At 72.7% G+C, this 26,077-nt stretch carries 23 protein-coding genes and 1 riboswitch; of the genes, 14 read left to right on the top strand and 9 right to left on the bottom strand.

The window, feature by feature from the left end; translation table 11 throughout:
* The first annotated feature begins 388 nt into the window (after positions 1–388).
* The 9 genes from TNCT6_RS11470 (at position 389) to TNCT6_RS11430 (ending at position 11,963) form a co-directional block, all read left to right on the top strand.
* The gene (locus tag TNCT6_RS11470; RefSeq protein ID WP_141359201.1) at positions 389–1,378 is read left to right on the top strand and encodes a malate dehydrogenase; all 990 of its coding nucleotides are present in this window, start codon (positions 389–391) and stop codon (positions 1,376–1,378) included.
* 208 nt (positions 1,379–1,586) lie between these two features.
* Complete coding sequence (locus TNCT6_RS11465; RefSeq protein ID WP_141359199.1) at positions 1,587–3,317, top strand: hypothetical protein; 1,731 nt, start codon at positions 1,587–1,589, stop codon at positions 3,315–3,317.
* Positions 3,301–3,657, top strand: coding sequence for a hypothetical protein (locus TNCT6_RS11460; RefSeq protein WP_141359197.1), 357 nt, complete (start codon positions 3,301–3,303; stop codon positions 3,655–3,657). The genes TNCT6_RS11465 and TNCT6_RS11460 overlap by 17 nt, the downstream gene beginning before the upstream one ends.
* A gap of 7 nt (positions 3,658–3,664) precedes the next feature.
* The gene (locus tag TNCT6_RS11455) at positions 3,665–4,576 is read left to right on the top strand and encodes a hypothetical protein (protein WP_172632874.1); all 912 of its coding nucleotides are present in this window, start codon (positions 3,665–3,667) and stop codon (positions 4,574–4,576) included.
* A 193-nt stretch (positions 4,577–4,769) separates the two neighbouring features.
* Positions 4,770–6,296: an aldehyde dehydrogenase family protein gene (locus TNCT6_RS11450; RefSeq protein ID WP_141359195.1), complete on the top strand. Its 1,527-nt coding sequence runs from the start codon at positions 4,770–4,772 to the stop codon at positions 6,294–6,296.
* A 106-nt stretch (positions 6,297–6,402) separates the two neighbouring features.
* Positions 6,403–7,932: a GMC family oxidoreductase gene (locus TNCT6_RS11445; protein WP_141359193.1), complete on the top strand. Its 1,530-nt coding sequence runs from the start codon at positions 6,403–6,405 to the stop codon at positions 7,930–7,932.
* The gene (locus TNCT6_RS11440; protein ID WP_141359191.1) at positions 7,932–9,068 is read left to right on the top strand and encodes a glycine betaine/L-proline ABC transporter ATP-binding protein; all 1,137 of its coding nucleotides are present in this window, start codon (positions 7,932–7,934) and stop codon (positions 9,066–9,068) included. Before TNCT6_RS11445 ends, TNCT6_RS11440 begins: the two co-directional genes overlap by 1 nt.
* On the top strand, positions 9,068–11,011 hold the full coding sequence (locus TNCT6_RS11435) for a proline/glycine betaine ABC transporter permease (protein ID WP_141359189.1): 1,944 nt from the start codon (positions 9,068–9,070) through the stop codon (positions 11,009–11,011). Before TNCT6_RS11440 ends, TNCT6_RS11435 begins: the two co-directional genes overlap by 1 nt.
* Position 11,012: 1 nt before the next feature.
* Entirely contained in the window at positions 11,013–11,963 is a 951-nt protein-coding gene (locus tag TNCT6_RS11430) for an ABC transporter substrate-binding protein (RefSeq protein WP_141359187.1), read from the top strand.
* A 63-nt stretch (positions 11,964–12,026) separates the two neighbouring features.
* Here the strand turns inward: TNCT6_RS11430 and TNCT6_RS11425 are convergent, their stop codons facing one another.
* Complete coding sequence (locus TNCT6_RS11425; RefSeq protein WP_141359186.1) at positions 12,027–12,557, bottom strand: carboxymuconolactone decarboxylase family protein; 531 nt, start codon at positions 12,555–12,557, stop codon at positions 12,027–12,029.
* Between the two features lie 47 nt (positions 12,558–12,604).
* Between TNCT6_RS11425 and TNCT6_RS11420 the strand changes: the two genes are divergently transcribed.
* A complete protein-coding gene (locus TNCT6_RS11420; protein WP_141359184.1) occupies positions 12,605–14,023 on the top strand; it encodes a PLP-dependent aminotransferase family protein in 1,419 nt (472 codons plus the stop codon).
* A 30-nt stretch (positions 14,024–14,053) separates the two neighbouring features.
* Here the strand turns inward: TNCT6_RS11420 and TNCT6_RS11415 are convergent, their stop codons facing one another.
* Entirely contained in the window at positions 14,054–14,908 is an 855-nt protein-coding gene (locus TNCT6_RS11415; protein ID WP_141366333.1) for a hypothetical protein, read from the bottom strand.
* Positions 14,909–15,006: 98 nt separating this feature from the next.
* A complete protein-coding gene (rocD, locus tag TNCT6_RS11410) occupies positions 15,007–16,212 on the bottom strand; it encodes an ornithine--oxo-acid transaminase (RefSeq protein ID WP_141359181.1) in 1,206 nt (401 codons plus the stop codon).
* A 113-nt stretch (positions 16,213–16,325) separates the two neighbouring features.
* Positions 16,326–16,414, top strand: a riboswitch (ZMP/ZTP riboswitch).
* Positions 16,415–16,444: 30 nt separating this feature from the next.
* Here rocD and TNCT6_RS11405 point away from each other — a divergent pair.
* Entirely contained in the window at positions 16,445–17,899 is a 1,455-nt protein-coding gene (locus TNCT6_RS11405; RefSeq protein ID WP_141359179.1) for a glycine hydroxymethyltransferase, read from the top strand.
* A 72-nt stretch (positions 17,900–17,971) separates the two neighbouring features.
* Here TNCT6_RS11405 and TNCT6_RS11400 read toward each other — a convergent pair whose 3' ends face one another.
* From TNCT6_RS11400 to TNCT6_RS11385, 4 genes are all read right to left on the bottom strand, one after another.
* Entirely contained in the window at positions 17,972–18,685 is a 714-nt protein-coding gene (locus tag TNCT6_RS11400) for a hypothetical protein (RefSeq protein WP_141359177.1), read from the bottom strand.
* Positions 18,686–18,738: 53 nt separating this feature from the next.
* Positions 18,739–19,491, bottom strand: a complete 753-nt coding sequence (locus TNCT6_RS11395; RefSeq protein WP_253266081.1) for a hypothetical protein — start codon at positions 19,489–19,491, stop codon at positions 18,739–18,741.
* 114 nt (positions 19,492–19,605) lie between these two features.
* On the bottom strand, positions 19,606–20,517 hold the full coding sequence (locus TNCT6_RS11390) for a hypothetical protein (RefSeq protein ID WP_141359175.1): 912 nt from the start codon (positions 20,515–20,517) through the stop codon (positions 19,606–19,608).
* Complete coding sequence (locus TNCT6_RS11385; RefSeq protein WP_141359173.1) at positions 20,501–21,061, bottom strand: RNA polymerase sigma factor; 561 nt, start codon at positions 21,059–21,061, stop codon at positions 20,501–20,503. The genes TNCT6_RS11390 and TNCT6_RS11385 overlap by 17 nt, the downstream gene beginning before the upstream one ends.
* 131 nt (positions 21,062–21,192) lie before the next feature.
* On the opposite strand from TNCT6_RS11385, the gene trpS reads away from it, so the two are divergent.
* Together trpS and TNCT6_RS11375 are read left to right on the top strand one after the other, a co-directional pair.
* Positions 21,193–22,206, top strand: coding sequence for a tryptophan--tRNA ligase (gene trpS / locus TNCT6_RS11380; RefSeq protein ID WP_141359171.1), 1,014 nt, complete (start codon positions 21,193–21,195; stop codon positions 22,204–22,206).
* Between the two features lie 151 nt (positions 22,207–22,357).
* The gene (locus tag TNCT6_RS11375) at positions 22,358–22,939 is read left to right on the top strand and encodes a 2'-5' RNA ligase family protein (RefSeq protein ID WP_141359168.1); all 582 of its coding nucleotides are present in this window, start codon (positions 22,358–22,360) and stop codon (positions 22,937–22,939) included.
* 99 nt (positions 22,940–23,038) lie between these two features.
* Here TNCT6_RS11375 and TNCT6_RS11370 read toward each other — a convergent pair whose 3' ends face one another.
* Positions 23,039–23,803 carry a decaprenylphospho-beta-D-erythro-pentofuranosid-2-ulose 2-reductase gene (locus tag TNCT6_RS11370; RefSeq protein ID WP_141359166.1) on the bottom strand — a complete coding sequence of 255 codons (765 nt, stop codon included), beginning with the start codon at positions 23,801–23,803 and terminating at the stop codon, positions 23,039–23,041.
* A gap of 85 nt (positions 23,804–23,888) precedes the next feature.
* Here TNCT6_RS11370 and TNCT6_RS11365 point away from each other — a divergent pair, with 85 nt between their 5' ends.
* Positions 23,889–24,851 carry a YihY/virulence factor BrkB family protein gene (locus tag TNCT6_RS11365; RefSeq protein WP_141359164.1) on the top strand — a complete coding sequence of 321 codons (963 nt, stop codon included), beginning with the start codon at positions 23,889–23,891 and terminating at the stop codon, positions 24,849–24,851.
* Here TNCT6_RS11365 and TNCT6_RS11360 read toward each other — a convergent pair.
* Complete coding sequence (locus tag TNCT6_RS11360; protein WP_373996165.1) at positions 24,799–26,076, bottom strand: D-alanyl-D-alanine carboxypeptidase family protein; 1,278 nt, start codon at positions 26,074–26,076, stop codon at positions 24,799–24,801. The genes TNCT6_RS11365 and TNCT6_RS11360 overlap by 53 nt on opposite strands.
* Position 26,077 lies beyond the last annotated feature (1 nt).

Below are 26,077 nucleotides of genomic sequence, written 5' to 3'. Positions count from 1 at the left end.
GACCGGGGGGCAGCGGTCCAGGCCCGTCCGGATGACAAGTGGCGCGGGACAGGTGTGGGGGCCGCCGAACCGGGCACGCGAACAGTACCCCCACGGGAGTCCGGTTTTCCGGCAACCCCCATACGGCGGCCGCCTTCGTCCCTCCTCTCCCGGACGGGCGGCCGCCTCTCCCACGTCAACGGGTCACTCTGTGGGCCGGGCCACAGGGGCCCGGCCCACCGGGATTCCGGAGAGGCGATAGCCTGACGGCCGGATCTCTCTTGACGCCAAGAGATCGATCATCCGTTGCGTGATCGGTCATCGCGGCGCCGCCGGTCAGCGGCCGGTGGCGGGATCCCGCACCCCGGGGCAGGGACGCCCCACCGCCTGCTGTCATACGGAGAACGCCATGACCCGCACTCCCGTGAACGTCACCGTCACCGGCGCGGCCGGCCAGATCGGTTACGCCCTGCTCTTCCGCATCGCCTCCGGCCAGCTGCTCGGCGCGGACGTGCCGGTCAAACTGCGCCTCCTGGAGATCACGCCGGCGCTGAAGGCCGCCGAGGGCACGGCCATGGAGCTCGACGACTGCGCGTTCCCGCTCCTTCAGGGCATCGACATCAGCGACGACCCGAACGTCGCCTTCGACGGCGCCAACGTCGCCCTCCTCGTCGGCGCCCGCCCGCGCACCAAGGGCATGGAGCGGGGTGACCTCCTCGAGGCCAACGGCGGCATCTTCAAGCCGCAGGGCAAGGCCATCAACGACCACGCCGCCGACGACATCAAGGTCCTGGTCGTCGGCAACCCCGCGAACACCAACGCGCTGATCGCCCAGGCCGCCGCGCCGGACGTGCCGGCGGAGCGCTTCACCGCGATGACCCGTCTGGACCACAACCGCGCGCTGACCCAGCTCGCCAAGAAGACGGGCTCGACGGTCGCCGACATCAAGCGCCTCACCATCTGGGGCAACCACTCCGCGACCCAGTACCCGGACATCTTCCACGCGTCGATCGCCGGCAAGAACGCCGCCGAGGTCGTGAACGACGAGAAGTGGCTGGCCGACGACTTCATCCCGACCGTCGCCAAGCGCGGCGCGGCCATCATCGAGGCCCGCGGCGCCTCCTCGGCCGCCTCCGCCGCCAACGCCGCCATCGACCACGTCCACACCTGGGTCAACGGCACCGCCGACGGCGACTGGGCCTCCATGGGCATCCCGTCGGACGGCTCCTACGGCGTCCCCGAGGGCCTGATCTCCTCCTTCCCGGTCACCTGCAAGGACGGCTCGTACGAGATCGTCCAGGGCCTGGAGATCAACGACTTCTCCCGCACCCGCATCGACGCCTCCGTCAAGGAGCTGGCGGAGGAGCGCGAGGCGGTCCGCTCGCTCGGCCTCATCTGAGCCACCGCGCCTGTCCGCGAGGCCCCGTTCCGGTTCCGGCCGGAGCGGGGCCTCGCGCGTTCGGTGCCCGCGTACGCCGGCGCCGCCTGCGGCCGGGGCCCGAGGGGGCCCTCTTGACAAACCGCTTCCCGCACGGCTTTCCGCACCCCTATGCTGATGGCTCGTCAGTTCCTTGAACTGGGGACCGTTCGCATCTCGGGGGAGTCGCGTGAGCACCGTATCCGTGCCGCTTCAACAGCAGCCGACGCCTCCGGACGCGACCCCGCCCGTGCCGCCGTACGCCAGTGAGGCCACCCGGCTGCTGTGCGCGGGCACCTACCTGGACAGCGAATACCGGGACCGGGTCATCGACGAGCTGTACGTCAACGAGCAGCGCCTCTGTGCTCCGTCGTTCGGCTTCGACGCCGCACGGGTCCTGGCCCACGCCCTGCGTGCGCGACGTCTGGAACTGGCCTGGGACGGAGCCCTCCTCGGGCTGTGGGTGGCGGGCGCCGTGCTGACCGGGTACTGGCTGCTGCTCTTCCTCGTCCTGGGCGTCCAACTGGCCGTCGCCACCCTGATCAGAGGCAAGAGCGACCACGCTCCGCTGTACCGGCGCGTCCCGGCCTGGTTCCTGCGGTGGTACAGCCGTATCGGCCTGGCCTGGGTCTTCCTGCTGACCTTGATCGCCGCACTCTCCGGTGGCGGCCACTCCTCCCCGGGCACGTCGGCGTACTACGGCGAGTACGGGACGTCGAGCGGCTCACCGACCAGCCTGTCCGACCTGTTCACGGACAAGACGATCGGCCCACGGGAGGCGTGGTTCTCGATCGCTGTCCTCGCGCTGATCGCGCTCTGCCTCGCCGCCCGGCGCAGCCAGGTCACCCGGGCGCTGACGGCGGAACTCTCCCCTCGGCGTTTCCCGGACGCCGCGAGCGATCCGGCCCTCCGGGCCGAGGGCGGACGGTTCCGGCGGCTGGTCGGGCGCGTCCGCGCGGAACAGCACCAGCAGTTGGTCATGTATCACGAGGCCCGCCCGTTCTGCGGGGCCGGAACCGCGCACGACACCTGGGTGCTCGCCGTCGAACTGCGCCCCGACGGCATGAAGAAGCAGCGCCCGCTGAGCAACCGGGCGGTCCTGGAGAGCGTCCGCCCGCTGCTGGAACAGCTCCGCGAATCGGCGACCACCGCCGCGTACCCCGTGCGCGACCGACTGCGCCGGCTCGAGATCGACGAGTGCGTCTTCCTGCCCGTCGAGGGGATGCTGCGTCGTGAGGACGCCCCGTACGATCCGCAGGCCTTCGAGAACCACCGGATGCGCGCCGCCGAGGAAGGCGCCGAGAAGCGGCGGCACTTCCTGTGCGTGCGGGTCGGTGGCTGGGAGGGGGAGCTGATCGTGAGCGTCTTCGTCCGCGTGCACACCCAGGGCCGGATGCTCATGCTGGAGGTCGCCCCGCACGTACTGAACCCGGTGCGGCCGGAGTTCAAGGACGCCGACCGCACCGCTCACCGCTACAACCGCAACAGCCTGCTGGGCAAGGCCGCCTACGCCGTGCCACGGGTACCGGTGTCCTTGGGCGTCGCCCTGTTCGACCTGGGACGGATGATCCGGTTCAACTGGCGGCTGCTGACGGCCGGCAATGCCGGCGCGCTGCCGGAGGGCCCCGCCCTGTCGGTGCGTGAGCTGGGGTCCGTGCCGGACGGGTCGCTGTTCCAGCAGATGGATGTCGACCGCTACCTGCGCACGATCCAGGACCGGATCGCGCACGGCGTGCGCGCAGCGCTCGCCGACGCCGGCTACCAGACCGGCGAGTTCGTCCAGAAGATCGTCAACATCAGCAACGGCGGTGTGAACATCGACTCGGTGGAGGGCTCCACCTTCGCCGTCGGTTCGCACGCGACCGCGAGCAGCGGCCCCGAGCCGCGGAGGGGAACGGGCAGCGATGACCGACCGGCGTGAGCCGAACGTATCCATGGGGAACGTCTCGGGCAGCACCTTCGCCATCGGCAGCCACGCCAGCGCAGTCGGCCATCACGGCACAGGACCGCAGCGCGACGAGGTCACCGAGCAACTGCTGGCCGCGGTGCGCGAGCTGCGCGCCGATCTGACCCGGGTGCGCGGCACCGAGCAGACCGCCGCGCTGGACGCCGAACTCGCGGGTACGGAGGAGGAGATCACCACCACCGGTCAGGCCGGCCCGTCCCGCCGTGAGCGCCTGCGCGGGCTGCTCGCCGACTCCCAGTCCCTGCTGAACGTCCTCGCCTCCGCGGGTGCCGTGGCGGGACTGCTGGGGCAGTGAGAGCGCGATGAACGGGGGACAGCGCCACTGGAACGAGGAGACCCAGCGCTGGGAGGACGGCACCGCGGAGGTGGCGCGGGCCACCCCGCCACCCCCCGCCCGGCCGGCGCACATGCCGGCCTGGCCGCCGGGCGAGGTCCGGGATCCCGACGCCGACGCGCCCACCGGCCCCTGGCCCGTGGCAGCCCCGTCGGCGCCGCCGGCCGTGCCCGGCGGGTACAGCCGGCGCACCGCCGTGGCGGTGATCGGCTCGGCCGCGGCCGTGGGGGTCGCCGTCGCCCTGGTGGTGACCCTCGGTCCCGGCAGCGGAGGACACGGCGGCGACCGGGTGGCCGCCACGACGAGCGGTACCCCGGCCACGTCCGAACCGCCCCCGACCACGTACGCCTCACCGGAACCGGACACCGGGACGCCGTCCCCGTCGGCCGACGAGCCGCCGGCCGGCTACACCGCCTACGACGACCCGGAGGGCTTCCGCATCGCCGTGCCCGACGGCTGGCAGCACCAGCGGTCCACCGTGAGCTCCCAGTACGGGATGGACATCGTCAACTACCGTGATTCCACGGGCCGTCACCGGCTCCAGGTGTACGAGGTGCAGGAAGCCTCCCCGGACGAGTCGTTCGACCAGTACCTGTCCGCGGACGTGCCCAAGCCCCAGGGCTTCCGGACGCTGTCCCGGGTGAACCTGGACAGCGGCGACTTCACCGGCTCCCGGCTGGAGTATCTGGCCGACTCCCTCAGGGGCGAACCGGACATCGGCACCTGGCACGTCGTGGACGAACGCTTCCTGGCCGCCGACGGCAGGCTGTACGCGCTCGCCTCCTACGGCCCCGAATCCGACGGCCGCGACGACGAGCAGGAGGTCCTCAGCGCGGCGCTGGACTGGTTCTGCCCGTCCTCCGCCACCTGCGCGGACTGATCCACCGCCGCTCCGGACACCCGCGCGACACCCTGTTTGTCCAGTGATGCCCCCAAGTTCCGTGACTCGGAACACTTCCGGTCGCCGGTAGGGCATGGACCTCGACGAAGGGGGCAGGTGCCCGCTCACTCTCCCTGTGGATGACACGACGTGACACAGGGCAACTGAGCAGGAGCGGAAGGCAGTACCGATCATGGCGGACAGTACGGGACGCGGTGGGCGCGGCACCATCCACGCGGGCGGGGAGTGGCGCGAGGCGATCGGCGGCGCGACACGCGAGATCCTCGACCCCGCGGACGCGGCTCCGTTCGCCGTGGTCGCGGAGGGTGACGAGAAGGACGCGGACGTGGCCGTCGAGGCCGCCCGCCGCGCCTTCGACGGCGGCGAGGGCGCCTGGCCGCGCACACCGGTCGCCGAGCGTGCCGCCCTGCTGCGCCGGGTGGCCGACCTCCTGGTGCGCGACCGGGAGGAACTCGGCCTGCTGGAGAGCCGGGACACCGGCAAGACCGTGGAGGAGGGCCGCGTCGACGTCGACTGCGTCGCCGACGCCTTCCGCTACTTCGCCGGACTCGTCGCCGCGGAAGCCCCCGGCCGGGTCGTGGACGCGGGCACGCCCGACGTGCACAGCGTCGTCGTGCACGAGCCGGTCGGCGTCTGCGCTCTGATCACGCCCTGGAACTACCCGCTGCTCCAGGCCAGTTGGAAGATCGCCCCGGCGCTCGCCGCCGGAAACACCTTCGTCGTCAAGCCAAGCGAGATCACCCCGCTGACCACCGTCGCGCTGATCGACCTGCTCGTCGAGGCGGGCCTGCCCGCGGGCGTGGCCAACATCGTCACCGGCCCCGGCCACACCGTCGGCGCCCGGCTCGCCGAACACCCCGACGTGGGCCTGGTCTCCTTCACCGGCGGCCTGGTCAGCGGGGCGAAGGTGGCCCGGGCCGCGGCCGACACGGTCAAGAAGGTCGCCCTCGAACTCGGCGGCAAGAACCCCAACATCGTCTTCGCCGACGCCTGCGCGACCGACGAGGGCTTCGACACCGCCGTCGACCAGGCCCTGAACGCGGCCTTCCTGCACAGCGGCCAGGTCTGCTCCGCGGGCGCCCGGCTCATCGTCGAGGAACCGGTCCGGGAGCGCTTCGTCGCCGAACTCGCCCGCCGCGCCCGGAAGATCCGCCTGGGCCGCGGCACCGCGCCCGGCGTCGAGTGCGGTCCGCTCGTCTCCGAGCAGCAGCGCGCCAGGATCGAGGCGTACGTCGCCTCCGCGCTGGCCGAGGGCGCGGTACCGCGCTGCGGCGGCATGCGGCCCGAGCCCGGGGAGACCCGGCCCGCCACCGGCTACTTCTACGAGCCGACCGTCCTCGACCACTGCACCCGCCAGATGAAGGTCGTCCGGGAGGAGGTCTTCGGCCCCGTCCTCACCGTCGAGACCTTCCGCACCGAGCACGAGGCGGTCGCGCTCGCCAACGACACCGAGTACGGGCTCGCGGGCGCCGTGTGGACCGCCGACGCGGGCCGTGCCCGGCGCGTGGCCGGCCGGCTGCGCCACGGCACCGTCTGGATCAACGACTTCCACCCCTATCTCCCGCAGGCGGAGTGGGGCGGCTTCGGCAGGAGCGGCGTCGGCCGCGAGCTCGGCCCCGCCGGGCTCGCCGAGTACCGCGAGACCAAGCACGTCTACCAGAACCTCGCCCCCAGGCCGGTGCGCTGGTTCGCGGGCTGAGCCCCGCCGGCCGCGGCCGCGCACCCCGCCGCCGCGGCCGCATCCGGCACCACCGCAGACCCCGAAGTCCCCGGACCTCCCGACCCCCCACTGGAGTACGAGCCCGATGCCCGAGAGCACCCACGAGTTCGACTACGTCGTCATAGGCGGTGGCACGGCCGGTTCCGTCATCGCCTCCCGCCTCACGGAGAACCCGGACCTCACCGTCGCCGTCATCGAGGGCGGCCCCAGCGACGTGGGCCGCGAGGACGTGCTGACGCTGCGCCGCTGGATGGGCCTGCTCGGCGGCGAACTGGACTACGACTACCCGACCACCGAGCAGCCGCGCGGCAACTCCCACATCCGGCACAGCCGCGCCCGGGTCCTCGGCGGCTGCTCCTCGCACAACACGCTCATCGCGTTCAAGCCGCTGCCGTCCGACTGGGACGAGTGGGAGGCGGCCGGTGCCAAGGGCTGGGGCGCGGTCCCGATGGAGGCGTACTACGCCCGGCTCAAGAACAACATCGTGGCCGTCGACGAGAAGGACCGCAACGCCATCGCCCGCGACTTCGTCGACGCCGCGCAGGCCGCGCTCGCGGTGCCGCGCGTCGAGGGCTTCAACAAGAAGCCGTTCCACGAGGGCGTCGGTTTCTTCGACCTCGCCTACCACCCGCAGGACAACAAGCGCTCCAGCGCCTCCGTGGCGTATCTGCACCCGGTGATGGACGAGCGCGCCAACCTGACGATCCTGCTGGAGACCTGGGCGCACCGGCTCCAGCTCAACGGCACCCGCGCCGAGGGCGTCCACGTGCGCACCAAGGACGGCGCCGAACTCCTCGTACGGGCCCGCCGCGAGGTCGTGCTCTGCGCGGGCGCCGTCGACTCGCCCCGGCTGCTGCTGCACTCCGGTATCGGCCCGAAGGCCGACCTGGAGAGGCTCGGCATCCCCGTCGTCCACGACCTGCCGGGCGTCGGCGAGAACCTGCTCGACCACCCCGAGTCGGTGATCGTGTGGGAGACGAACGGCCCCCTCCCGGAGAACTCCGCGATGGACTCCGACGCCGGCCTGTTCGTGCGCCGCGACCCCGCAAGCGCGGGCCCGGACCTGATGTTCCACTTCTACCAGATCCCGTTCACGGACAACCCGGAGCGCCTGGGCTACGAACGTCCGCCGTACGGCGTGTCGATGACCCCGAACATCCCCAAGCCGAGGAGCAGGGGCCGGCTGTACCTCACCAGCGCCGACCCGTCCGTCAAGCCGGCCCTGGACTTCCGCTACTTCACCGACGAGGACGACCACGACGCCCGCACCCTCGTCGACGGCATCCGCATCGCCCGCCGGATCGCGCAGACCGAACCGCTGGCCGGCTGGCTGAAGCGGGAGGTGTGCCCCGGTCCGGAGATCCTCGGCGACGCGGAGCTGAGCGAGTACGCCCGCAAGGTCGCGCACACCGTCTACCACCCGGCGGGCACCTGCCGGATGGGCGCCGCCGACGACGAACGCGCGGTCGTCGACCCCGATTTGCGTATCCGCGGGCTGGACGGCATCCGGATCGCGGACGCCTCCGTCTTCCCGGCCATGCCCGCCGTGAACCCCATGATCGGTGTGCTCATGGTCGGGGAGAAGGCCGTCGACCTGCTCGGAGGTGAGCGCTGATGGCTCTCGAGGTCCCCACGCGCAAACCGCCCACCGACGACTCCGGGCCCACCCCCGTCTTCTCGGTGGACGGCCTGTGGAAGGTCTTCGGCCCCCGCGCCGACCGGGTCCCCGCCGACCGGGAGCTCGGCGCGCTCGGCCCCGCCGAACTGCGCGAGCGCACCGGCTGCACGGCCGCGGTCCGCGACGTCTCCTTCGACGTGCGCAAGGGCGAGGTCTTCGTCGTCATGGGCCTGTCCGGCTCGGGCAAGTCCACGCTGGTGCGCTGCCTGACCCGGCTGATCGAGCCGACCGCGGGCACCATCGCCATCGACGGCGAGGACGTGCGCGCCATGGACGGGGCCCGGCTGCGCGCCCTGCGCAGGCACCGCGCCGCGATGGTCTTCCAGCACTTCGGCCTGCTGCCGCACCGCACGGTCCTCGACAACGTGGCCTACGGCCTCCAGATCCAGGGCGTCGCCCGGTCCGAGCGGCGCGAGCGGGCCGCCGAGATGGTCGCCAAGGTCGGTCTGCAGGGCATGGAGGAGCGCCGCCCGGCCCAGCTGTCCGGCGGTCAGCGTCAGCGGGTCGGCCTGGCCCGCGCCCTCGCCGTGGACCCCGAAGTGCTGCTGTTCGACGAGCCGTTCAGCGCGCTCGACCCGCTCATCCGGCGGGACATGCAGGAGGAGGTCGTCCGCCTGCACCGGGAGGAGGGCCGGACGATGGTCTTCATCACCCACGACCTCCAGGAGGCCCTCCGGCTCGGCGACCGCATCGCCCTGATGCGCGGCGGCCGCATCGTCCAGCTGGGCACCCCCGAGGAGATCGTGGGCTCCCCGGCCGACGACTACGTCCGCGAGTTCGTCCGGGACGTCCCGCGCGAGCAGGTCCTGACCGTCCGCGGGGCCATGCGCCCGGCCTCCGCCGACGAGGCCGGCAGCGGCCCGGCGATTCCCCCGGAGGCCACGGTCGCGCAGGCCATCGAGGCGGTGGCCCGAGCGGGAGCACCAGCACGCGTGGTCGACGGAGGCCGCTGCGTCGGCGTCGTCGACTCGGACGCGCTGCTGTCCGTGGTGGCCGGAACCGACGCCACGGCACCGCGCGGGCGCGGGGTGGCGGTCCCGCGCGACGCCGACGCCACCCCGGGGGCCGTCTGATGGCGGCGATCGGCGCCCCGGCCCTCCGTGCCGGCCTGCCCGGCGTGCTCAAACGCCCCGCCGGCCACAAGCTCCTGGTCCTCGCGGTCCTGGCCGCCGTCCTCGTCCCGCTGGCCCACTCCCGCTGGGCGAGCGGAACGTGGCCGCACGCGCTGACGGTCGACCTGTCCGGGCCGCTCGGCGGCGCGAGCGACTGGATCATCGACAACCGCGACAGTCACCCGCTGTTCCTCTACTTCCTCGGCCACGTCAGCAACGCGGTCGTGATCTCCGTGCGCGCCGTCTACCTGACGCTCCTCGCCGCCGGCTGGGTGGGCGTCACGGCCGCAGCCGCCCTCGTGGCATGGCGGGTGGCCGGTGTCCGGCTCGCCCTCGGCACGGCCGCCGCCTTCGTCGCCTGCGGACTGCTCGGCATGTGGGTGCCGACCATGCAGACGCTCGCCCTGATGGTGGTCGCCGTCCTCGCCTCCGTCCTCGTCGGCACCCTGCTCGGTCTGGCCGCGGGCCTGTCCGACCGCATGGACCGGGTTCTGCGCCCGGTCCTGGACACCATGCAGGTGCTCCCGGCGTTCGCGTACCTGCTCCCCGTGGTCCTGGTCTTCGGCATCGGCGTACCCGCCGCGGTCCTCGCCACGGTCGTCTACGCCGCCCCGCCCATGGCCCGGCTGACCGCGCTCGGCCTGCGCGGCGCGGACCCGGAGGTGCTGGAGGCGGTCGACTCCCTCGGCGCCACCGCACGCCAGCGCCTGCTGACCGCCCGGATCCCGCTGGCCCGCAAGGAACTCCTCCTCGGCGTCAACCAGACGATCATGATGGCGCTGTCCATGGCGGTCATCGCCTCCGTGATCGGCGCCGGCGGCCTCGGCGACCGCGTCTACCAGGCGCTCGCCTCGGTCGACGTGGGTGCCGCGCTCGCGGCCGGCATCCCCATCGTGCTGCTGGCCGTCGTACTGGACCGGGTGACCGGAGCCGCCGGAGAGCGCCTCGGACGGGAGCGGCACGGTGTCCGCCCCTGGGCCTGCGCCGCCGTCGCCGCCGTGGCCGCCGCCCTGACCGCGCGCCTGGCGGGCCGCCAGGACTGGCCCGCGGACTGGACCGTCGGCATCGCCGAGCCCGTCAACCGCGCCGTCGGCTGGATGACCGCCCACCTGTACTCCGGCGTCCCGTACATCGGCGGCACCGCCGACTGGGCGGGCCGCTTCACCACCTGGATCCTGGACCCGGTCCGCTCCGGCCTCCAGTGGCTGCCGTGGTGGTCGGTGCTGCTGATCGTCGCCGCCCTCGCGTGGCTGATCGGCACCTGGCGCACCGCGCTGACCGCCGTCCTCGCCATGGCCGCCATCGGTGTGCTCGGCGTGTGGAAGCCGTCCCTGGACACCCTGTCCCAGGTGCTGGCGGCCGTCGCCGTCACCCTCGTGCTCGGCTTCGCGGCCGGCGTCGCCGCCGCCCGCAGCGACCGTTTCGAGAAACTGCTGCGCCTGGTCCTCGACGTCTTCCAGACGATGCCACAGTTCGTGTACCTGATCCCGGTGGTCGCGCTGTTCGGCGTGGGCCGCGCCCCGGCCGTCGCCGCGGCCGTCGTCTACGCCCTGCCCGCGGTCGTCCGGATCACCGCGCAGGGCCTGCGCCAGGTCGACCCGGCGGCCCTGGAGTCCGCCCGCTCCCTCGGCGCGACCAGCGGCCAGCAGCTCCGCCAGGTGCAACTGCCGCTCGCCCGCCCGGCGCTGCTGCTCGCCGTCAACCAGGGCGTGGTGCTCGTCCTCGCCGTCGTCATCATCGGCGGCCTGGTCGGCGGCGGCGCGCTCGGCTACGACGTGGTCTTCGGCCTCGCCCAGGGCGACCTGGCGACCGGCCTGGTCGCCGGCGCGGCGATCGTCTGCCTCGGCCTGATGCTCGACCGGGTGACGCAGCCGACCGGCCGCCGCACCAGGAAGGGAGCGTGACATGGGACGCCGTACGACTCTCACCGCCGTCGCGGTGCTGGCGCTGACCAGCGGCTGCGGCGCCGCCGACATGACTCGGCAGGCCTCGCCGTTCGCGGGCGCGCGGGGCTCGAAGACCGTGACCCTGTCCGTGCAGTCCTGGGTCGGCGCGCAGGCCAACGTGGCCGTCGCCCAGTACCTCCTCGAACACGAGCTGGGCTACCGCGTCGACACCGTCCAGGTCGACGAGGTCCCCGCCTGGGACGCGCTCAGCCAGGGCCGCGTCGACGCGATCCTGGAGGACTGGGGCCACCCCGACCAGGAGAAGCGCTACGTCGACGACAAGAAGACCATCGCGCGGGGCGGCGACCTCGGAGTGACCGGTCACATCGGCTGGTTCGTCCCGACGTACCTCGTCAAGAGGTACCCGGACATCACCGACTGGAGGAACCTCGACAAGTACGCCCCGCTCTTCCGCACCGCGGAGAGCGGCGGCAAGGGCCAGCTGATGGACGGCTCCCCGTCCTACGTCACCAACGACAAGGCGCTGGTGAAGAACCTGAACCTGAACTACCAGGTGGTCTTCGCCGGCTCCGAGGCGGCGCAGATCACCCAGATCAAGCAGTTCGCCAAGGAGAAGAAGGCCTTCCTCACGTACTGGTACGCGCCGCAGTGGCTGTTCGAGAAGGTCCCCATGACGGAGGTGCGCCTGCCGCCGTACAAGGAGGGCTGCGACGCGGACGCGGCCAAGGTCGCCTGCGCCTACCCGCACACGGCGCTGCGCAAGTACCTCAACGCCGACTTCGCCCGGTCCGGCGGCGCGGCGGCCGCCTTCCTGAAGAAGTTCAAGTGGACCACCGAGGACCAGAACGAGGTCTCCCTGATGATCGCCGACCAGAAGCTCACCCCGGCCGAGGCGGCGAAGAAGTGGGTGGACGGCCACCGGTCGACGTGGAAGGCGTGGCTGCCCTGAACGAGGACGGGGACCGCCGGGCCTCCCGGTCCAGGGGCCCGGCCGGCCCCTGGACCGGGGTCGTCACTTGTACTGCCCCGGCGTGTAGTGGCCCGGGACCGCGCGGGCCGTCACACCGAACCGGTTCCAGGCGTTGATCACCGTGATGGAGGCGATCAAATGGGCCAGCTCGGCCTCCTCGAAGTGCGCGGCGGCCCTCTCGTACACCTCGTCCGGCACGAAGCCGTCGGTGAGGACCGTGACGGCCTCGGTCAGCTCGATCGCCGCGAGCTCCTTCTCCGTGTAGAAGTGCCGCGACTCCTCCCAGGCGCCGAGCTGCACGATCCGCTCCACGCTCTCGCCGGCCGCGAGCGCGTCCTTGGTGTGCATGTCCAGGCAGAACGCGCAGTGGTTCAGCTGCGAGGCGCGGATCTTGACCAGCTCGCGCAGCCGCGGGTCCAGGCCCTGGCCCGCGGCCGCGTCCAGCCGGACCATCGCCCTGTAGACCTCGGGGGCGTGCTTGGCCCACTGCATACGGGGCTCGTGCTCGGGCGCGTACGCGGGGGCGCCTTCGGTGGTGTCCGTGTGTTCGCCGGTGTTCGTCGTCGTAGCCATATACCCGACCCTATGAGCGAAGCAGCCCAGGAGTATGGTCCATTTCCATGGCGGAATCATGGGCCACTCTGGGCGTCGACCTGCATCTGGAACCGGCCGGTCCCGGCGTGCGCCGCGGCCTCACCGACGCCCTGCGCGAGGCGGTCCGCACCGGCCGTCTGGTCCCCGGAACCAGGCTGCCCTCCTCCCGGACCCTCGCCGCCGACCTGGGCATCGCCCGCAACACGGTCGCCGATGCCTACGCCGACCTGGTCGCCGAGGGCTGGCTCACCGCTCGCCAGGGCTCGGGCACGCGTGTGGCCATGGGGGCACCCGCCTCGCCGTTCGGGCCGTCGCCGAGCGCGGACGCCCGGCAGACCGGCGCGGTCCGTCACCCGCGCGAAATCCCCCGCCCCGTCCACGACCTCGTCCCCGGCACCCCGGACCTCGCCTCCTTCCCCCGCACCCAGTGGCTCAAGGCCGCCCGCCGCGCCCTGGCCGCCGCCCCCCACCACGCCCTCGGCTACGGCGATCCGCGCGGCCGGCCCGAACTGCGCACCGCGCTGGCCGGCCATCTCGCCCGGGTCCGGGGCGTCCGCACCGACCCCGACCACCTGCTGGTGTGCGCGGGCTTCTCACACGGGCTGCGGATCCTCGGCACGGTGCTGCGGGCCCGCGGCGTCACCACGGTCGCGGTCGAGTCGTACGGCCTCGACGTGCACTGGGACCTCCTGGCCCGCGCGGGCCTGCGCACCCGCCCCCTGCCCTTCGACGAACTCGGCACGGTCACCGGCGAACTGAGCGGCCCCGGAGCGGTCCTGCTCACCCCCGCCCACCAGTTCCCGATGGGCGTGCCTCTGCACCCCGACCGGCGCGCGGCCGTGACGGACTGGGCCCGGCGCACCGGCGGCCTGATCCTGGAGGACGACTACGACGGCGAGTTCCGCTACGACCGCCAGCCCGTCGGCGCGCTCCAGGGACTGGACCCCGACCGCGTGGTCTACCTGGGCACGGCGAGCAAGTCCCTGGCCCCCGGCCTGCGCCTGGCCTGGATGGCGCTGCCCCCGTCCCTCATGGCGGAGGCCACGGCCGCCAAGGGACCCTCCGACACCTGCGGGGTGCTGGACCAGCTGACGCTCGCGGAGTTCATCACCTCCGGCGCCTACGACCGGCATGTGCGCGCGGCCCGCCTGCGCTACCGCCGCCGCCGAGACACCCTGGTCGAGGCCCTCGCCACCCGCGCGCCCGACGTACGCCCCACCGGCATCGCCGCCGGACTGCACGCCGTGCTGCGCCTGCCGCCCGGCACCGAAGCCGCTGTGGTCCAGGCGGCCGCCTGGCAGGGCCTCGCCCTCCACGGACTGTCCCGTTTCCGCCACGAGCAGGCCGCCGTGGCACCGCTGGACGCCCTGGTCGTCGGCTACGGCACCCCACCGGACCACGCGTGGGCGGCGGCCCTGGACGCCCTGTGCCGGGTGCTGCCCTGACGGCCCGTCGGGCGGCCCGACGGGCGGTGGTCACCCCTCTTCGGCAGGCACCTTCGCGACCGGTCCTTCCTCGGCCGGCGCCTCCCCGAACCGCGCCAGCGCCAGGGCACCCGCCACCGCCACCGCGAAGCCGAGCACCGCGAGCCAGGCCAGGCCCTCGCGGGTGCGGTCGCCCAGCCACACCACCCCGATCGCCGCGGGACCGATCGTCTCGCCGATGACCATGCCCGCGGTGGCCGTGGTCACCGAACCGCGCTGGAGGGCCGAGGTCAGCAGCAGGAAGGCGGCTCCGCCGCCGAGGAACAGGGCGTAGGCCGCCGGGTTGGTGAACAGCGCCGACGGGGCGAGCGAGTCGATCAGCCGCACCGCCACCTCGACCACGCCGAACCCGAAGCCCGCGCCCAGGCCCAGCAGCAGGGCACGGACGCGTTCGGGCAGGCGGCCGGCGACCGCTCCGAGCAGCAGCACGGCCAGCGCCGCCCCGAGCATCGCCCACTTCAGCGCCGCCGAGCCGTCCTCGCGGCCCTCCGTGCCCGAGGCCAGCCCCAGCATGGCCAGACCGGCGCAGACGACGCCCACCGCCGACCACTCCACCGCGCTCAGCCGCACCCGCAGCAGCCGGGACGCGGTCACCGCCGTCACCGCGAGGCTGGCGGCGAGGGCCGCGCCGACCACGTAGATCGGCAGTGAGCGCAGGGCCGCGATCTGGAGCAGGAACCCGAGGCTGTCCAGGCCCAGGCCCGCCAGGTACCGCCACTGCCGCACCGCGCGCAGCAGCAGCGCCGCCTCCCCGCCCCCGCCGGTGTCCGCCGCGGCGCGCGCGGCGATGGCCTGGAGCACCGTCGCCGTACCGAAACACACCGCCGCGCCGAGCGCGCACACCATTCCGAAGAGCACGAAGCGACTTTAGGGGAGCGGTGGATCCACGCGCCGCCCGGTCCGGCCGTACACCGCCCGGTCCAGCCGTGCACCGCGTGACCCCGCTACGCGCCGAGCACCGCCCGCAGCTGGGCCAGCCCCCAGTCCAGGTCCTCCTTGCCGATCACCAGCGGCGGGGCGATCCTGATCGTCGAGGTGTGGCTGTCCTTCACCAGGACGCCCCGGTCCATCAGCTTCCGGGCGATCTCCCGACCGGTCCCCAGCGACCGGTCGACGTCCACGCCCGCCCACAGCCCGCGTCCGCGCACCGCCCGCAACCGGCCCGTGCCGGCCAGCCGCTCCAGCTCGCGGTGCAGATGCTCGCCCAGCTCCGCGGCCCGTGCCTGGAACTCGCCCGAGCGCAGCATCGCGATCACCTCCAGCGCCACCGCGCACGCCAGCGGGTTCCCGCCGAACGTCGACCCGTGCTCGCCCGGCCCGAACACGCCGAGCACCTCCCGCGAGGACACCACTGCCGACACCGGCACGATCCCGCCGCCCAGCGCCTTCCCGAGCACGTACACATCCGGCACCACCCCCTCGTGCTCGCACGCGAAGGTACGGCCGGTGCGCCCGAGCCCCGACTGGATCTCGTCGGCGACGAACAGCACGTTCCGCTCCCGTGCCAGCTCCCGCACCGCCGGCAGATAACCGGCCGGAGGCACCAGCACCCCCGCCTCGCCCTGGATCGGCTCGAGCAGCACGGCGACCGTGTTCTCGGTCATCGCCGACCGCATCGCCGTGAGGTCCCCGTACGGCACGATCGCGAAGCCCGGCGTGTACGGCCCGAAGTCCGCCCTGGCCTCCGGGTCGGTGGAGAAGCTGATGATCGTCGTCGTCCGGCCGTGGAAGTTGTTGCCCGCGACCACGATCTTCGCCATCTCCGCGGGCACGCCCTTGACCCGGTAGCCCCACTTCCGGGCCGTCTTCACGGCCGTCTCCACCGCCTCGCTGCCCGTGTTCATCGGCAGCACCGACTCCATGCCGCACAGCTCCGCCAGCTGTTCGCAGAACGCCGCGAACCGGTCGTGGTGGAAGGCCCGCGAGGTCAGTGTCACCCGCTCCATCTGCGCCGTGGCCGCCTCGATCAGCCGCCGGTTGCGGTGCCCGAAGTTCAGCGCCGAGTAGCCGGCCAGCAGATCGAGGTACCGGCGGCCCTCCACGTCCGTCATCCATGCGCCCTCCGCCGTGGCGATCACCACGGGCAGCGGGTGGTAGATGTGCGCACTGTGGGCGTCGGCGGTGGCGATGAGGTCTTCCGTGGCGGTCACGGCGGCTCCCGAGGACGAGGGTCGCCTCCCGGGGAGGGGAGGTTGTCCTCCTTCCTATCCTCGCTCGCATGGCGGACGCGGGAACTGCGCCGTGGGGTGCGCCCGGTAGGCTGACGACGGGCCGTGACTGGCGCGCTGGGATGGGACCGACCATCGGGGAGCGGCCCGAGCGGGAAGTGTGCCGTGCGCCTGGGCCGTAACGTGAACGCCGACGCCACGTCCGGAGGTCCCGATGCCTGAGAACACCGCGCCCCTGTCCAACGAATCCACCGCCTTCCGCGCCGCCCTCGACGTGATCCGCGCCGTCGAGCCGCGCGTGGCCGACGCCATCGGCCAGGAGGTCGCCGACCAGCGCGAGATGCTCAAGCTGATCGCCTCCGAGAACTACGCCTCCCCGGCCACCCTGCTGGCCATGGGCAACTGGTTCAGCGACAAGTACGCCGAGGGCACCATCGGCCGCCGCTTCTACGCCGGCTGCCGCAACGTCGACACCGTCGAGTCGCTGGCCGCCGAGCACGCCAAGGAACTCTTCGGCGCCCGTCACGCCTACGTCCAGCCGCACTCCGGCATCGACGCCAACCTCGTCGCCTTCTGGGCCGTCCTCGCCCAGCGCGTGGAGGCCCCCGCCCTGGAGAAGGCCGGGGTCCGCCAGGTCAACGACCTCTCCGAGGCGGACTGGGCCGAACTGCGCCAGGCCTTCGGCAACCAGCGCATGCTCGGCATGTCCCTGGACGCCGGCGGACACCTCACCCACGGCTTCCGCCCGAACATCTCCGGGAAGATGTTCGACCAGCGCTCCTACGGCACCGACCCGGCCACCGGCCTCCTCGACTACGAGGCCCTGCGCGCCTCCGCCCGCGAGTTCAAGCCGCTGATCATCGTCGCCGGCTACTCCGCCTACCCGCGCCTGGTGAACTTCCGCATCATGCGCGAGATCGCCGACGAGGTGGGCGCCACGCTCATGGTCGACATGGCCCACTTCGCGGGCCTGGTCGCGGGCAAGGTCCTCACCGGCGACTTCGACCCGGTCCCGCACGCGCAGATCGTCACCACCACCACCCACAAGTCCCTGCGCGGCCCGCGCGGCGGCATGGTCCTGTGCGACGACTCCCTCAAGGACCAGGTCGACCGGGGCTGCCCGATGGTCCTCGGCGGCCCCCTTCCGCACGTCATGGCCGCCAAGGCGGTCGCCCTGGCCGAGGCCCGGCAGCCCTCCTTCCAGGACTACGCCCAGCGCATCGTCGACAACTCCCGCGCCCTCGCCGAGGGCCTGACGCGCCGCGGGGCCATCCTCGTCACCGGCGGCACCGACAACCACCTCAACCTGATCGACGTCGGCTCCTCCTACGGCCTCACCGGCCGCCAGGCCGAGGCCGCCCTGCTCGAGTCCGGCATCGTCACCAACCGCAACGCGATCCCGGCCGACCCCAACGGCGCCTGGTACACCTCCGGCATCCGCATCGGCACCCCCGCGCTGACCACCCGTGGTCTGGGCACCGCCGAGATGGACGAGGTCGCCGGACTGATCGACCGCGTCCTGACGGCCACCGAGCCCGGCACCACCGGCAAGGGCACCCCGTCCAAGGCCCAGCACGTCCTCGACCCGAAGATCGCGGACGAGATCTCCCACCGGGCCACGGACCTCGTGGCGGGCTTCCCCCTGTACCCGGAGATCGACCTCGGCTGACCCGTCCCCGCACGGGACTCACAGGGCCCAGGGCCCGGGGCTCACAGGGCACGGGGCTCACAAGTCACAGGCTCACAGTTCGATCAGCTCCTGTCGTGGTTCCTCCCGCGGCGGCCCGGCACCGCGCCGGGCCGCCGCGCGGCATATCAGCAGCGTGCCGCCGGCCCCGGCGGCCAGCCCGCCGGCCGCCCACCACACGTGATCAACCCGGCCGCCCGGGGTACCGCCGGACGACTCATCGTCCGTGTCACCCAGCAGCCCCGTGCGGGCCAGCCGCTCGTACAGGTCCCGCGGCGTCCGGTGCCAGCGGATGTCGTCGTCCTCCACGTCCGGGGCCAGGTCCGAGCGCACCCACGGTGTGCCGTCCTCCGCCACGATCAACTGGTCCTGCCGCTCCACGGCCACATCCCCTCCCGGCGGCCTGCTCGTCACCGGCCATCCTCCGACCCCGGTCAGCCCCCACACCACTGTCACCCGCACCCCTGGATGCCGCCCCTGTGCCCAGGCGTCCGGCACCGGCTCCGTCCCCGTATACGCCGGGCGCAGCAACTCCCGGAGCAGGGCGAAGTCGCGATCGCCCACGTGCAACGCCCTGGTCCGCCCCGAGCTGCCCGCGACGACCAGGGCCACATCGGGCGCACGCGGCGCACGGCCCCCGTCCGCGGCCGCCGCGACCGGCGGCACCCCGCACAGGAGCACCCCGCACAGCAGCACCCCCACTCCGACCACCGCCACCGGCAGCACCGAGATCAGCCATGGCGCCGAGCGCCCGCCGCGCCGTGCCATCCGACCGCCCCTCTCCGTCCTCCCACGCACGTCTTTTGTTCTCGGCACGCGCCCTACACGTCCCGCAGCTCCTGCCGGGGCCCCGGGTCCCGCTCCCGCCGCAGGTGGTCGAGCGGAAGCCTCGAAGCGAAGGGCCGCAGCACCAGCGCGAGCACCGCCCCGCCCGCCGCTCCCGGTATCGCCCACCACCAGTCGGTGCCGTCGCCACCCGCGTCCGGCACACTCACCCGCACCGTCTGCGTCCCCTCGTCCACGGCGGGTCCGGGGGTGTCCGGCGTAGTGGTGTCCGGCGCGGCCGTCTCCGCCTGCCACGGCGCCGGGAAGATGCCGGTGTACCCCTGGCCCGAGGCCAGGGCCTTGCCCATCACGCCCAGCTTCGCGAGCAGGGCACGCAGCCGGGCCGGCTGCTCGGCGCGGTGCCAGTAGCCGTTCACGGACTCGGGCATGTTCGCCGCCGTGTGGATCCAGACGGCGTTTTCGCCGGTCACCGGGAAGACCCGGTCGAGTCGCCACGGTGATATGTCGTGCGCCAGCCAGGTCACGTTGATCTGCCGGGCATGGACCAGGTCGGCCTCGGGCGGCTTGTCGCGGCTGCCTGAGCCCGCCGGGCCCAGGAGCCTCTCCAACTGCCCGTACTCCTTCGCGGAGTAGTACAGCGCGCCGGCCTCCCCGCTCTGCGGCGAGGTCACCAGCACACTGGTCGGACCGCCCGCCGCCGCGGAGGACGCGCCCCACACCGTCACGGCGAGCACCGTCGTCAACGCGCCCATGAGCGCGATCAGTTCACGAACCCTCCACCTGCCCATCCGAACCCCCACGGCCGAATCCGGCGCGGCCCGCCCCGGGCCGCGCATCACTTCTGGTACACCGCCCGGCCCGCCCGGGTTCCCACCCCGCGTCACCAACCTGTCCGGTCACGCTCACCTAGCCGAAGGCCGCCCGGAAGTCCCGGACTCCAGCACGTCCGACCGGGCGATCCGCGTCGCGCGCGCCTTCGACGCCACTCCCTCCAGCCGGAGCGTCACGGCGTCGTCGCCCCTCCCATGCATCCACAGCAGGGTCGGACCGGCGGTTCGCTCGGTCCGGGTGAAGCGGTGGCCGTCGGCGTCCATCAGCCAGAAGCCGAGCAGATGCGGCCTCGGGAACCACAGGGCGGTGTCCTGAACACCATCGGCCGACGTCGTGTCCAGCGGGATCCACTCCGGTGGTTCCCGCAGGCTCTTGACGAAGCTGACGTCCAGCCGCTCCGGGAACTCGTCGAGTCGTATCGTCCGCCCCTGCTCGTGCCAGCACAGGGTCACCAGGAACCGCCCCCGTGGCTCGTCGGTCACCGTCACCGCGTCCGGCACGCCGAGCGCGTCCGGCACCAGGGGCTCGAAACCGGCCTGCCGCCGGGCCTGCTCCAGGGACAGCGAGCGGCCGCAGCCGGGAACCTCTGCGCCGGGTGAGGGCATCGCCGACGGGTCGTACCGCACCTCGACGCCCGCGAAGCCGAACCAGTCGAGGACCGCCGCCCGCACCGGGGGAGTGAGCGCGAGGACCGTCAGCAGACCGCACAGGGCCGCCGTCAGCGAACGCCATCGCGTCCGCGTCCAGCGCCGCACCGCCCGCAGGCGCTCACCGGCACCCGTCGGCTCGGCCACCGGGACCGGCACCTGATCGGCCAGTATCTGCTGAAGGACCCGCTCCACCATCGACTCGGATCCCGCAGCCGAACCCGCCGGGCCCGCCGGACCCACCGCTCGGGGCGCGTCCAGCGACCGCCCGAGCGCGCGCAGCTCCTCCGGCAGCCCGGGGGTCCCCGCCCCCTCCTGTTCACGCACGCTCCTCACCTCCTTCCCGGGACCGGGCGTCCGGCAGCAGCCGGCCCAGCTTGCGCAGGGCGCGGTTGAGACGGGACTTCACCGTGCCGCGGGGCCAGCCCAGGGCCTGGGCGGTCTCCGACTCGTCCATCTCCAGCAGATAGCGGTAGGTGACGACCAGACGGTGCTCCTCGCTCAGCTGTTCCAGCGCGGCCAGCAGGGCGGCGCGGCGCTCCGTGCGCAGCGTCGCCACCGCGGGATCCGCCGACTCCGGTATCAGCGGCTCGGCCTCCACGAACGCCGCCTCCCGGCCGGCGAGCGTGCGCCGCCGGGCCGCGGCGCGCACTGTGTTCCTCGTCTCATTGGCGACGATCGACAGCAGCCACGGCTTGAAGGCCGAGCCGTCCCTGAACCGGCCCAGGGCGCAGTACGCCTTGACGAAGGCCTGCTGCACCACGTCCTCCGCGTCCGCCCCCGCCCCGAGCGCGGTGGCCGCCCTGAGCGCGATGCCCGTATGGGCCCGCACCAGCTCCGCGTACGCCTCCGGCTCTCCGGCGCGTACGCGTGCGATCACCGCGGCCTCATCGACGATGCGGCCCCCCTCCCGCGTTCTCACACCCTTGTTACACCGCGCGGGACGATTCGGTTCCCACCTGTTTCCGGCCGGTTCCGGATCGGGCCCCCGTACCTGAGAGAATGGTGAACATGGCGACTGACCGACCCCGCGTGCTCTCCGGAATCCAGCCCACCGCCGGATCGTTCCACCTCGGCAATTACCTCGGCGCCGTCCGTCAGTGGGTGGCCCTTCAGGAGACCCACGACGCCTTCTACATGGTCGTCGACCTGCACGCGATCACGGTCCCGCAGGACCCGGCCGAGCTGCGTGCCAACACCCGGCTCGCCGCCGCCCAGCTCCTGGCCGCCGGGCTGGACCCGGCCCGCTGCACGCTGTTCGTCCAGAGCCACGTCCCCGAGCACGCCCAGCTCGCCTGGGTCATGAACTGCCTCACCGGCTTCGGCGAGGCCGGCCGCATGACCCAGTTCAAGGACAAGTCCCTCAAGCAGGGCGCCGACCGGACCTCCGTCGGCCTGTTCACGTACCCGATCCTCCAGGTCGCCGACATCCTGCTCTACCAGGCCAACGAGGTGCCGGTCGGAGAGGACCAGCGCCAGCACATCGAACTCACCCGCGACCTCGCCGAGCGTTTCAACGGCCGCTTCGGCCAGACCTTCACCGTCCCGGGCGCGTACATCCTCAAGGAGACGGCGAAGATCTACGACCTCCAGGACCCGACGATCAAGATGAGCAAGTCGGCGTCCACGCCGAAGGGCCTCATCAATCTGCTGGACGATCCGAAGGCCACCGCCAAGAAGGTCAAGAGCGCGGTCACGGACACCGACACCGTCGTCCGCTACGACCCGGAGACCAAGGCGGGCGTCAGCAACCTCCTGACGATCTATTCGACGCTGACCGGCGCGGGTATCGGCGAACTGGAGGAGAAGTACGCCGGCAAGGGCTACGGTGCGCTCAAGACGGACCTCGCCGAGGTCATGGTCGAGTTCGTGACGCCGTTCCGGGAGCGGACCCAGCAGTACCTGGACGACCCGGAGACCCTGGACTCGATTCTGGCCAAGGGCGCGGAGAAGGCGCGCGCGGTCGCCGCGGAGACCCTCTCCCAGGCGTACGAGCGGGTGGGTTTCCTGCCCGCCAAGCACTGAGGCGCACCACCGCACACGGCAGAGCGCTGCACATCACTGTGGCTGCGCCTGCCCACAACGGTGCCGTGGTCGTACAGTCATAGCCGGACGGCGGTGACGAAACGGCTGAGAACGAAACAGAAAACCCATCCGGCACGACGAAGGAGACGACGTGGGGACCGTAACGATCGGCGTGTCGATCGCGGTCCCGGAGCCCCACGGCAGCCTGCTCCAGCAGCGGCGCGCGGGCTTCGGCGACGCCGCGGCTCACGGTATCCCCACGCACGTCACCCTGCTGCCGCCGACGGAGGTCGAGTCCGCGGAGCTGCCGGCCGTCGAGGCCCATCTGACGGAGGTGGCCGCGGCCGGGTGCCCCTTCACCATGCGGCTGTCCGGCACGGACACCTTCCGGCCGCTGTCCCCGGTGGTCTACGTACGGGTCGTCGAGGGCGCCGAGGCGTGCGCGTGGCTGCAGAAGCAGGTCCGCGACGCCTCCGGGCCCGTGGCGCGTGAACTGCAGTTCCCCTATCACCCGCATGTGACGGTGGCGCACGGCATCGACGACGCGGCGATGGACCTCGCCTTCGAGGAGCTCGCCGAGTACGAGGCCGAGTGGCCGTGCACCGGGTTCGCCCTGCACGAACAGGGCGCCGACGGGGTGTGGCGCAAACTGCGGGAGTTCGGCTTCGGCGGCAGTGCGGTGGTGCCCCCGCAGGCGGCTCCCGTGAACCGCGGCACGCTGCCCGCCCGGTAGGCACGCCGCCCCCGGTGGACGCGCCGCCCTCGTAGGCACGCCGCCCGCCCGGCAGGGACGGGCCCGCCCCGGCGGCGGGCAGCGGTGCCGAAGCGGCGGCTACAGCGGCAGCCGCCGGAAGACCGCGCGCGGCATATGCCGCAGTACGCACGTCATCACCCGGAGCACACCGGGCACCCACACCGTCTCCGAGCGTCTGCGCAGGCCGAGTTCGACTGCGGTGGCGACCTGCTCCGGGGTGACGGTGAAGGGTTCGGCCTCGCGGCCGGCGGTCGCCCTGGAACGTACGAACCCGGGGCGTACGACCATGACGTGCACCCCGGTGCCGTACAGCGCGTCGCCCAGGCCCTGGGTGAAGGTGTCCAGACCCGCCTTGCTGGAGCCGTAGATGAAGTCCGCGCGGCGGGCGCGTTCACCGGCGGCCGAGGAGAGCACCACCAGCGAGCCGTGCGCCTGGTTCTGCAGGGCCTGCCCGGCCACCAGCCCCGCGGACACCGCCCCCGTGTAGTTGGTCTGCGCGACCCGGACCGCGTTCAGCGGCGCCCGTTCGTCGTACGCCTGGTCGCCGAGGACGCCGAAGGCCAGCAGCACCATGTCGACACGGCGCTCGGCGAAGACCTTGCCGAGGACGGTCTCGTGGGACGCGCAGTCGAGCGCGTCGAAGGGGGCGGTGCTCACCTCCACGCCCAGGCCGCGCAGATGCGCGGCGGCCTCCTCCAGGGCCGGTGACGGGCGGCCAGCCAGCCACACGGTGCGGGTGCGGCGCGCGATCAGGCGGCGCACGGTGGCCAGGGCGATCTCGGATGTGCCGCCGAGGACGAGCAGGGACCGGGGGAGACGAGAGAGACCGGAGGCATCCTTCACGGCTGACGACTGTATCGTCCGGTTATGCGTGTTTTAACGCAGAAACGCGGTGTTCACGTGGCCGCCGAGCGGGCACAGTCCGATCATGGACTGGCTGAAGAAGCTCCCCGTCGTCGGGCCGTGGGTGGCCCGCCTGATGACCACGCACGCATGGCGGTCGTACGAGCGCCTGGACCGGGTCAAGTGGTCGCGACTGGCCGCCGCCATGACGTTCATCAGCTTCATCGCGCTGTTCCCGCTGCTGACGGTGGCCGCCGCGATCGGCGCCGCCACACTCAGTCCGCAGCGGCAGCACACGCTCCAGGACAAGATCGCCCAGCAGTTCCCGGGCCTGGGCCGGCAGCTGGACATCAGCGCCCTGGTGCAGAACGCCGGGACGGTCGGGCTCATCGCCGGTGCCGTCCTGCTGCTGACCGGCATCAACTGGGTCGGCCAGATGCGGGACTGCCTGCGCGCGGTCTGGGAACTGCCCGATCCGGAGGAGAACCCGCTGATGAGCAGGGTGAAGGACGCGGGTGTCCTGATCGGCCTCGGTGGCGCGATGCTGGTCACGCTCGCCGTGTCCACCGTCGCCTCGGCCGCCGTCGGCTTTCTCTCCCGGCAGATCGGGCTCGCCGAACAGGGCTGGGGCAGCGTCCTGTTGCGGATCATCGCGTTCGCGGTCGCCGTCCTGGCCGACTTCCTGGTGCTGCTGTACGTCCTCACCCTGCTGCCCGGCGTCGAGCCGCCACGCCACCGGCTGCTGGTCGCCGCGCTGCTCGGCGCGGTCGGCTTCGAACTGCTGAAGCTGCTGCTGAGCGGCTACATCCAGGGGGTGGCGGCGAAGAGCATGTACGGCGCCTTCGGGGTCCCCGTCGCCCTGCTGCTGTGGATCAACTTCACGTCCAAGCTGGTCCTGTACTGCGCCGCCTGGACGGCGACGCAGGGCGGTACGGGCGAGGAGAACGGCGCGTCCGGCGAGGACGGGGGCGGCGACGACGGCCGGGCCGTCGACCTCAGGAGCGGGTCCGGCGGCGCATCAGGTCCGGCAGCGGCCAGCGGCGGTTGACCAGGAAGACGCCGGCCGCGAGCAGCGCCAGCGCGCCACCGGCGACCCCGAGGGCGATCCCCACTCCGCTGGAGCCGTTCCCGTCGGACGCGCTCGCCTCGGCCGCGGGGGACGGGCCGCTGTCCGTCTGGCCCGCGGAGGGCCCGGTGGCCGGCCGGCTCTTCGCCTCGGCGGCGCTCCTGGGCGGCACCAGCTCGCCCACCGGGCGCGCCTTGTCCAGGGAGGCGAAGCCCCAGTCGAAGAGCTTGGCGGTCTCCTTGTAGACCTCGTTGTGGTCCTTCTTCTCCGGGTTCATCACGGTCACGAGCAGCACCCTGCCGTCGCGCTCGGCGACTCCGGTGAAGGTGGCTCCCGCGTGGGTGGTGTTGCCGTTCTTCACGCCCGCGATGCCCTGGTAGACCGAGACGTCGTAGTCGCCGCTCAGCAGCCGGTTGGTGTTCTGGATCTCGAAGGAGCCGCGGGAGGTCTTGCCCTTCTTGTTCTTCTTCGTCTCGCCCGGGAACGACGCCCGCACGGTCGAGCAGTACTCGCGGAAGTCCTTCTTCTGCATTCCCGAGCGGGCGAACAGCGTGAGGTCGTACGCCGACGAGACCTGGTCCTTGGCGTCGTAGCCGTCCGGGCTCACCACGTGCGTGTCGAGCGCCTGGAGCTCCTGCGCGTGCGCGTTCATGTCCTCCACGGTCGGCCCCACCCCGCCGTTCATCGCGGACAGCACGTGCACGGCGTCGTTGCCGGAGCGCAGGAAGACACCCAGCCACAGGTCGTGGACCGTGTAGGTCTCCTTCTCCTTGATGCCGACCAGGCTGGACCCGGCGCCCACGTCGGCCAGATCGGCCGGGGCGACCTTGTGCGTCTGCGTCCGGGGGAACTTCGGCAGCACGGTGTCGGCGAACAGCATCTTCAGCGTGCTGGCCGGGGGCAGCCGCCAGTGCGCGTTGTGCGCGGCGAGCACCGCGCCGGACTCGGCGTCGGCCACGATCCAGGAGCGCGCGGAGAGGTCCTTGGGCAGCACGGGCGCGCCGTCGCCCAGGTCGACCTGTGTGCCGGGCAGTCCCAGGCGGGCGCCGCCCACGGTGGACATCCGGGCCGGGGGCGCGGCCGACGGGACCGGCGCTGCGAGAGCGGCGGGCGCGGCCAGCGGAACGGACAACACGGACAGCGCGGACAGCAGGGTGGCGGAAGTGACCACCGGCGATCGCCTGATGATCTTATTGGGTGCGGGCACG

Source organism: Streptomyces sp. 6-11-2 (assembly GCF_006540305.1).
GTDB lineage: Bacteria > Actinomycetota > Actinomycetes > Streptomycetales > Streptomycetaceae > Streptomyces.
This window is presented reverse-complemented; position numbering and strand designations above follow the sequence as displayed.